This is a genomic window from Brenneria alni (genome assembly GCF_003666245.1).
Classification (GTDB): domain Bacteria; phylum Pseudomonadota; class Gammaproteobacteria; order Enterobacterales; family Enterobacteriaceae; genus Brenneria; species Brenneria alni.
Genome location: NZ_MJLZ01000011.1, coordinates 80449 through 87153, shown reverse-complemented (window position 1 = coordinate 87153; position 6705 = coordinate 80449). Strand labels below are relative to the sequence as shown.

The 6705-nt window shown below is 45.9% G+C and carries 9 protein-coding genes and 1 tRNA gene; 6 read left to right on the top strand and 4 right to left on the bottom strand.

The features are described from left to right. Positions 1-246: 246 nt before the first annotated feature. Positions 247-423 carry a YnfU family zinc-binding protein gene (locus tag BIY29_RS20555; protein ID WP_276310284.1) on the top strand — a complete coding sequence of 59 codons (177 nt, stop codon included), beginning with the start codon at positions 247-249 and terminating at the stop codon, positions 421-423. 184 nt (positions 424-607) lie between these two features. On the opposite strand, the gene BIY29_RS07260 is transcribed toward BIY29_RS20555, so the two are convergent. After that, positions 608-695: transfer RNA gene (locus BIY29_RS07260), tRNA-Ser, on the bottom strand. Between the two features lie 225 nt (positions 696-920). Between BIY29_RS07260 and yccA the strand changes: the two genes are divergently transcribed. Both yccA and tusE read left to right on the top strand, forming a co-directional pair. Continuing rightward, the gene (yccA, locus tag BIY29_RS07255; protein ID WP_121574475.1) at positions 921-1580 is read left to right on the top strand and encodes an FtsH protease modulator YccA; all 660 of its coding nucleotides are present in this window, start codon (positions 921-923) and stop codon (positions 1578-1580) included. 129 nt (positions 1581-1709) lie between these two features. Then, positions 1710-2039, top strand: a complete 330-nt coding sequence (gene tusE / locus BIY29_RS07250; protein ID WP_121574474.1) for a sulfurtransferase TusE — start codon at positions 1710-1712, stop codon at positions 2037-2039. 3 nt (positions 2040-2042) lie between these two features. Here tusE and yccX read toward each other — a convergent pair whose 3' ends face one another. Further along, positions 2043-2321: an acylphosphatase gene (gene yccX, locus BIY29_RS07245; RefSeq protein WP_121574473.1), complete on the bottom strand. Its 279-nt coding sequence runs from the start codon at positions 2319-2321 to the stop codon at positions 2043-2045. Positions 2322-2514: 193 nt separating this feature from the next. On the opposite strand from yccX, the gene hspQ reads away from it, so the two are divergent. Beyond that, entirely contained in the window at positions 2515-2823 is a 309-nt protein-coding gene (gene hspQ, locus BIY29_RS07240) for a heat shock protein HspQ (protein WP_121574472.1), read from the top strand. Between the two features lie 44 nt (positions 2824-2867). Here hspQ and BIY29_RS07235 read toward each other — a convergent pair whose 3' ends face one another. Continuing rightward, the gene (locus BIY29_RS07235; protein ID WP_121574471.1) at positions 2868-3281 is read right to left on the bottom strand and encodes a CoA-binding protein; all 414 of its coding nucleotides are present in this window, start codon (positions 3279-3281) and stop codon (positions 2868-2870) included. Between the two features lie 230 nt (positions 3282-3511). Between BIY29_RS07235 and BIY29_RS07230 the strand changes: the two genes are divergently transcribed. Beyond that, entirely contained in the window at positions 3512-3970 is a 459-nt protein-coding gene (locus tag BIY29_RS07230; RefSeq protein ID WP_121574470.1) for a methylglyoxal synthase, read from the top strand. A gap of 59 nt (positions 3971-4029) precedes the next feature. Here the strand turns inward: BIY29_RS07230 and helD are convergent, their stop codons facing one another. Next, a complete protein-coding gene (gene helD, locus BIY29_RS07225; protein ID WP_121574469.1) occupies positions 4030-6084 on the bottom strand; it encodes a DNA helicase IV in 2055 nt (684 codons plus the stop codon). A 169-nt stretch (positions 6085-6253) separates the two neighbouring features. Between helD and BIY29_RS07220 the strand changes: the two genes are divergently transcribed. Next, complete coding sequence (locus tag BIY29_RS07220; RefSeq protein ID WP_121574468.1) at positions 6254-6700, top strand: YccF domain-containing protein; 447 nt, start codon at positions 6254-6256, stop codon at positions 6698-6700. The last annotated feature ends 5 nt before the right edge of the window (positions 6701-6705 follow it).

Genomic DNA, 6705 nt, shown 5'->3' with positions numbered 1-6705 from the left:
CAATATAAGTATCTTATGTTTATTTAGCCGAGACTCGCCCTATCTGCCGATCACTTACTCAAACCTATTTACGCAGATATTTATCATTATAAAAAACCAAAAAATGGGCTAAAACAAAATTAACATCCTGCATTAATAACATTGATTGGTTTAAACACACTGCATTTCAGAGGCAATGACAAAACTTTATCATATTAATACATTAAGTGATAGAATATTATTCCATACATCGACTTGGTGAAAGGTATGTCTATCTTAGATGCCCTAAAGATGTTCAGCAGCACATCCGTTAACGTTACATGTCCGGAATGTTCTTTTGTTACCCTGCAACAACGCAGCAAAATACGCAAAAATACCACCCTTATTTGCCCGAAGTGCGGTCACTTTTTTCTTCCCAAAGTGCCTCGTAAAGATAAAGCATAAACAATATTTTTACGCTATCCAGTAAACGAACGCCACTTATCAACTAGCCATGTAAAATACTATCTTCTAAAGAATGACAGACGCTTTAGGCAAACTGCTCACATGACTCCTTCGATATGCCAAGCGAATATACCAAGTCCCCAAAACGAAAACGGGCTAGCCTAAGCTAACCCGTTGAATTTGTTGGCGGAGGAGTAGAGATTCGAACTCTAGAACGCTTGCGCGTCGCCGGTTTTCAAGACCGGTGCCTTCAACCACTCGGCCACTCCTCCGCAATGACGCGCACTATAAACAGAGAGCTGAGTGTTGTAAAGCACCATCGTGTTCAATTGCCTGAAAAATAATCTTCCGTGATTTAAATGGATGCAAAATCATCATAATGCTCATAAATATAGCGATTTACAGCGTAAAGAAGGGTAAAACACCTTTAATAACGCTCAGTAACTATTTACCCTTTGGTGCTGGACAATGGCCCCCTTAAAGAGAGAGTCGCTGATATGGATCGTATTGTTGTTTCACCAAGCCGCGAAAGCTCATTACTTAGCACCCACAAAGTGCTGCGTAATACCTATTTCCTGCTATCGCTGACATTAGGCTTTTCTGCCGTCACAGCCACCGCCAGCACGGTACTAAACCTGCCAGCTCCTGGCTTACTGCTCATGCTGGTCGGTTTTTATGGCTTGATGTTTCTGACCCACAAACTGGCAAATAGTCCAGCAGGCATTCTGGCTGCCTTTGCACTCACGGGGTTCATGGGGTACACGCTGGGCCCGCTATTAAGTACACTGATATCTTCCGGTGCGGGCGACATTATTATGCTTGCGCTAGGTGGTACGGCATTGGTTTTCTTTTGCTGTTCAGCCTATGTATTAACAACCCGTAAGGACATGTCTTTCCTGTCCGGTATGATGATGACAGGGTTTGTCGTACTGGTGGTTGCCGTAATTGCTAACCTGTTCCTGCAAATTCCGGCACTGCATCTGGCTATCAGCGCGATGTTTATTCTGTTCTCTGCCGGTGCGATTCTCTGGGAAACCAGTAACATCATCCACGGCGGTGAAACCAACTACATTCGGGCTACAGTCAGCCTCTATGTAGCGATATATAACATTTTCGTCAGTCTGTTAAGCATCCTGGGTATTATGCGTAACGATTGATTAACGCTATATATCACGCGGAGAAAGCTCCACTTTGGGTGGAGTTTTCTTTTAGTAGGCAACACCAGACATTCTTAGCAAAAGAAATTTTGTTAAACTGGCGGTAAGTCATATTACACACGAGGAAGTATGTTGGAGTTTGAAGGCCGGAGCATTGAAATGGATGCGCAGGGATACCTGATGCACAGTGCTGACTGGAATGAAGCGTTGGCATCGATATTAGCTGAACAAGAAGGTATTCAGCTTACTGATGCCCACTGGGAGGTTGTCCGGTTTGTTCGAACATTCTATCTGAAGTTTAATACTTCGCCGGCCATTCGTATGTTGGTAAAAGCAATGGCGCAAAAATATGGTGAAGAAAAAGGCAATAGTCGCTACCTGTATCGCCTGTTCCCAAAAGGGCCAGCAAAACAAGCAACCAAAATTGCGGGCCTGCCTAAGCCAGTCAAGTGCATATAAAATTTAATAGCGAATTTTAAAACTCTCATAATCCGCCTTGCCATGTGGCTCCGTGAAGACTTTTTCCACTCTGGCACTGCGTGGGCCGCCTTGCTTCAACCATTCGACCAGTTGTTCAACTGCCTGACGTTCGCCACAGGCGATAACTTCTACACTGCCATCGTCACGGTTGCGTGCATAGCCGCCAAGACCTAACTGCATAGCCCGATACTGTGTGCTGTAGCGAAAACCGACGCCCTGAACCAAGCCATAAACATAGGCAGCGATAGATACTGTCGGCATCCTCCTTCTCCTCTATTAATCATTTGGCTCAGTCGCTGACTCAATAGTATCTTCTGAAAAATGGCACCATACTATTTTTATAGTATTCAACTGATCAACATTGTGCAAAAAATAAGCTTACGTACTGTGCATTTACTTGAAAAAAAAACCAGAAGCCCCCACTTAGAGAGTATTCTAGATTTCAGGAGGTTATATGATCATCTGTAAATTTGGCATCGGGCAACAGATTCGTCATAAGCTTCTGGGATATCCAGGCGTCGTTATCGATATCGACCCCGAATATTCATTAGAAGCCCCCGCGTGGGAGGAATTAAATGCTCACGAAACCCTACGGACAGCCCCTTGGTATCATGTCGTAATGGAGGACGAAGCAGGACAGCCAATTCATACGTATCTGGCAGAAGCGCAGCTGATTAAAGAAGAACCATACCTGAATGATCATCCCTCATTAGATGAATTGGCTATGGTCATCCAACGCCGTGCTCCACGGCTTCGCCACTGATTTATGTTGCATGATCGGTCGATCCGGTAAATGAGGTCGTATACTTATTTTTCTAAACCCAGACGGGGAATTTCAATTTTAGGGCAGCGGTCCATGATCACATGCAATCCTGCATCTCTTGCCAGAATAGCTGCCTGCTCATTTATTACACCGATCTGTAACCATAATACTTTGGCCCCTATGGCTATCGCCTCTCTGGCAATATCATAAGCCGCTTCCGGCTGACGGAATACATCAACCATATCAATGTGTTGTGGAATCTTGTCCAAACTGGCATAGACTTTTTGTCCCTGTAAAGTCTGATCCGCAAGTTTTGGGCTTACTGGTATCACTTCATAGCCTTGCTCGAGCAGATAAGCCATTACGCCGTAACTTGGCCGGGTAGTTTTTTCGCTGGCCCCTACAAGCGCAATAGTTTTTACTGTTTTAAGTACCGATTCAATATCGCTGTCTTTCATCATGCTCTGCCTCTTTTACATTATTCTTTACAGTGTATCGCACATTTCTCAAAAAGAGATGCCACCCAAATACCCCTGAGCCATCAGAATGTTGGTTTTATGCACATTCACAGCGGATTTTTAGCGGCTGTTCGCATTTTTTCTTTTTATTACTTTGCACTGAAACACGGTTTCCGTAATCTATTTTTACCACACCGATAGCTTCACTCTACTGATTGAAGGACGTAACCATGGAGTTCACCACCCGCACCATTGCCGCACATAAACATATCGCTTTGGTCGCGCACGATCACTGTAAGCAATCACTGTTGGATTGGGTCAGTACCAATAAAGCGACGCTTGGTGAACATAAACTTTATGCCACAGGCACGACAGGTAACTTGATTCAGCTAAATACCGGCCTTCCTGTCAAGAGTATGTTGAGTGGGCCAATGGGTGGCGACCAACAGGTTGGCGCATTAATCTCTGAAGGGAAAATTGATTTGATGATTTTCTTTTGGGACCCGCTCAACGCCGTGCCGCACGATCCGGATGTTAAAGCACTGCTGCGACTGGCCACCGTCTGGAACATTCCAGTGGCAACAAACCGTTCCACGGCTGATTTTTTAATCAACTCAGATCTGTTTAAACAACCCGTCCAAATAATCATTCCTGATTATCAGCGCTATTTGCAGGAACGTTTAAAGTAGCAAGCCACTGCTTCGCAGAGCAGGCCGATGAACTATCGTCGGCCTTTTTGCGACGTTCATCAGGGCTTGCGCTGCAATGGCACACCCAGTTTGTGAAGTTGTTCGATAAATACTGACGGATTTTTACTGTCCTGCAATAACCAAACCCGGTGCTTCGCCCGAGTCAATGCGACATACAACAAACGACGCTCTTCCGCATCAGGGAAATCTTCTGGTTCAGGCAAAAGTACCTGCTCAAGAATGGATTCACGCGCTGGTGCAGGGAAACCATCTTTGCCGTCGTGCATACCGATGATAATCACATATTCTGCCTGCTGACCTTTACTGGCATGAACCGTCATAAAGTTGATAGGCAAATTCGGCCATTTTGTTGACGCTTTCTGTAACACCTGGGGACGTAAATGATGATAACGGGACAGGAGTAAAACCCGCTCTTCTGGCTTAACGAAACTACTTAATTTATCCAGCAAAGGTTCTAGTTGTTCCTGAGGAAGAATGATCACTGCTTTTTTATCCCCTTTACTCAGGCTATTAAGTGGTTTTTTTAGCTGATAAGGGTTCTGCTGAATAAACTGGTTGGCAATGTTACCTATGCGTTCATTAAACCGATAAGTCGTATCCAGCGAGCACTGTTCACTAACACCAAAGTTTTGTTCAAATGCTGTGGTCAGTGACAACTCAGCCCCGCTGAAGCGATAAATGGCCTGCCAGTCATCCCCTACTGCAAATAGGCATGTTTTGCTGTTTTGTCTGCGTAATGCGGACAATAGGCGCGCACGCTGAGGCGAGATATCCTGAAACTCATCCACTAAAATATGTTTCCATGGACTGATAAAACGCCCATTATCCAACAGGTTGACCGCTTGATGGATCAGACCGGAGAAATCTACGGCATTTTCATCTTTCAGGGCTTTCTTCCAGGCTTTTAATAAAGGCGCCATCAGCCGGACTCGCTGCTGAAATAACGGACGGCGATCTTCCGGGGCCTGTTCAATCATCTCAGTCTGGCTGCCGCCATGCATACGCATCAGACCAATCCAACGTTCCAACCGCCCGGCCAAACGTTCAGTTAATGCCTGATCATGCCAGAAATCACCGTCAGGAAGCGACCAACCCAGTTCGTCTGTCAACCATTGCCGCCAGCCTTTAGCCTGTGTTTTTTTCTCTGCGCATTGTTGCTGCCAATGTTGTATCAGTAATTCACGACGCTTTTTGCCATCGCTTTCCAACTGGCTAATCATGGGAACTTTACGGCTGGACTGCTCAATGATGTGCAAAGCCAATGCATGAAACGTTTTCGCTTGAATATCGTCCGTGCGCAGTCGCTCATGAATACGCTCATTCATTTCTTCCGCTGCTTTTCGCCCAAATGCCAGCAAAAGAATTTGTTCGGGAAAAGCCTCCCCACGCTGTATTAACCAGGCGGCTCTGGCCACCAATACGGACGTTTTGCCACTGCCAGCCCCTGCCAGTACCAATACGGCATCTTCGCCATTCATCACCGCTTTACACTGGGCAACATTCAACGCCGTCGTTTCTACCGACTGAAAAAATGTTTGTTGGGCCACCAGCATACGCTCCATCCATCCCTGATTACATTCCGTGCGTTGTCTGGCTCCACGGTCAAGCCACTGTTGGCAAAGTTGATAGTTTTCCCGGCAAATATCAAATTCACCAAGACGGGCAACGGGTAACGGAAGTGATGCCAGCGTACTGCCAATATCCTCCTGCAATTGCACGAGGGCCTTACGACCAAACCAGTTGTCCTGTTGTTGCAAATCACGGATTTCGTCTACCTGTTTTTGTAAAACGTCAGCGCTCACCAGACTCATTTCCTCGCTCCACGATTGCCAGGATTTAAGCAAACAACGGTAAAACGCCTGAGTTTCCTGCCATTCAGTTCCATGTAAACGAACAACTTTGTCAGCGGGTAATTCAAACTCCAGTTCTCCCCATACCAACCCTCTTTTACAATGAATATTAAGAAGCTGGTTGAAAGGGATAATATATTCATGCTTATCGCCACTCACCTCGACGCCCGCATTAAGCAGCCGCACCCGGTTGTACGGGTGCTGCGCTAAATGTTTACCTAAAGATGTTGATTTAAGTTCCATTCTATTTTGCGCCATGAAATTGTGAGATTTTGATTGCCCATCACGGTAGTTTACCTGTTATCCGTATTTACACTCTAGCCTTAAAAACAGGTTAGGATATCCCGATATTTGATGTGATAATTCTTTTATCATCATGGAGTTTGGTTACCCTGGAAATACTGGAGAAATTATGCGCGCAGTACTGAACATCCTTAATTTCGTGCTGGGGGGGTTCTTCACCACGTTATCCTGGCTTCTGGCTACGGTAGTGAGCGTCCTGCTGATCTTTACGCTGCCGCTGACTCGCTCATGCTGGGAGATTACCAAATTGTCTTTGCTGCCCTATGGCAACGAAGCAATTCACGTTGACGAACTACGCCCGGATGGGAAAAATGCCATTTTAAGCGCGGGTGGTTCTCTGCTGAACATCTTCTGGTTCATCTTCTTTGGCTGGTGGCTATGCCTGTCACATATCCTCACAGGTATTGCGCAATGCATAACCATCATTGGCATTCCTGTTGGTATCGCCAACTTTAAAATCGCGGCCATCGCGCTGTGGCCAGTCGGTCGCCGTGTCGTACCGGTTGAGCTGGCACAGGCCGCCAGAGAAGAAAATGCCCGCCGCCATTATCGTTAAACTGA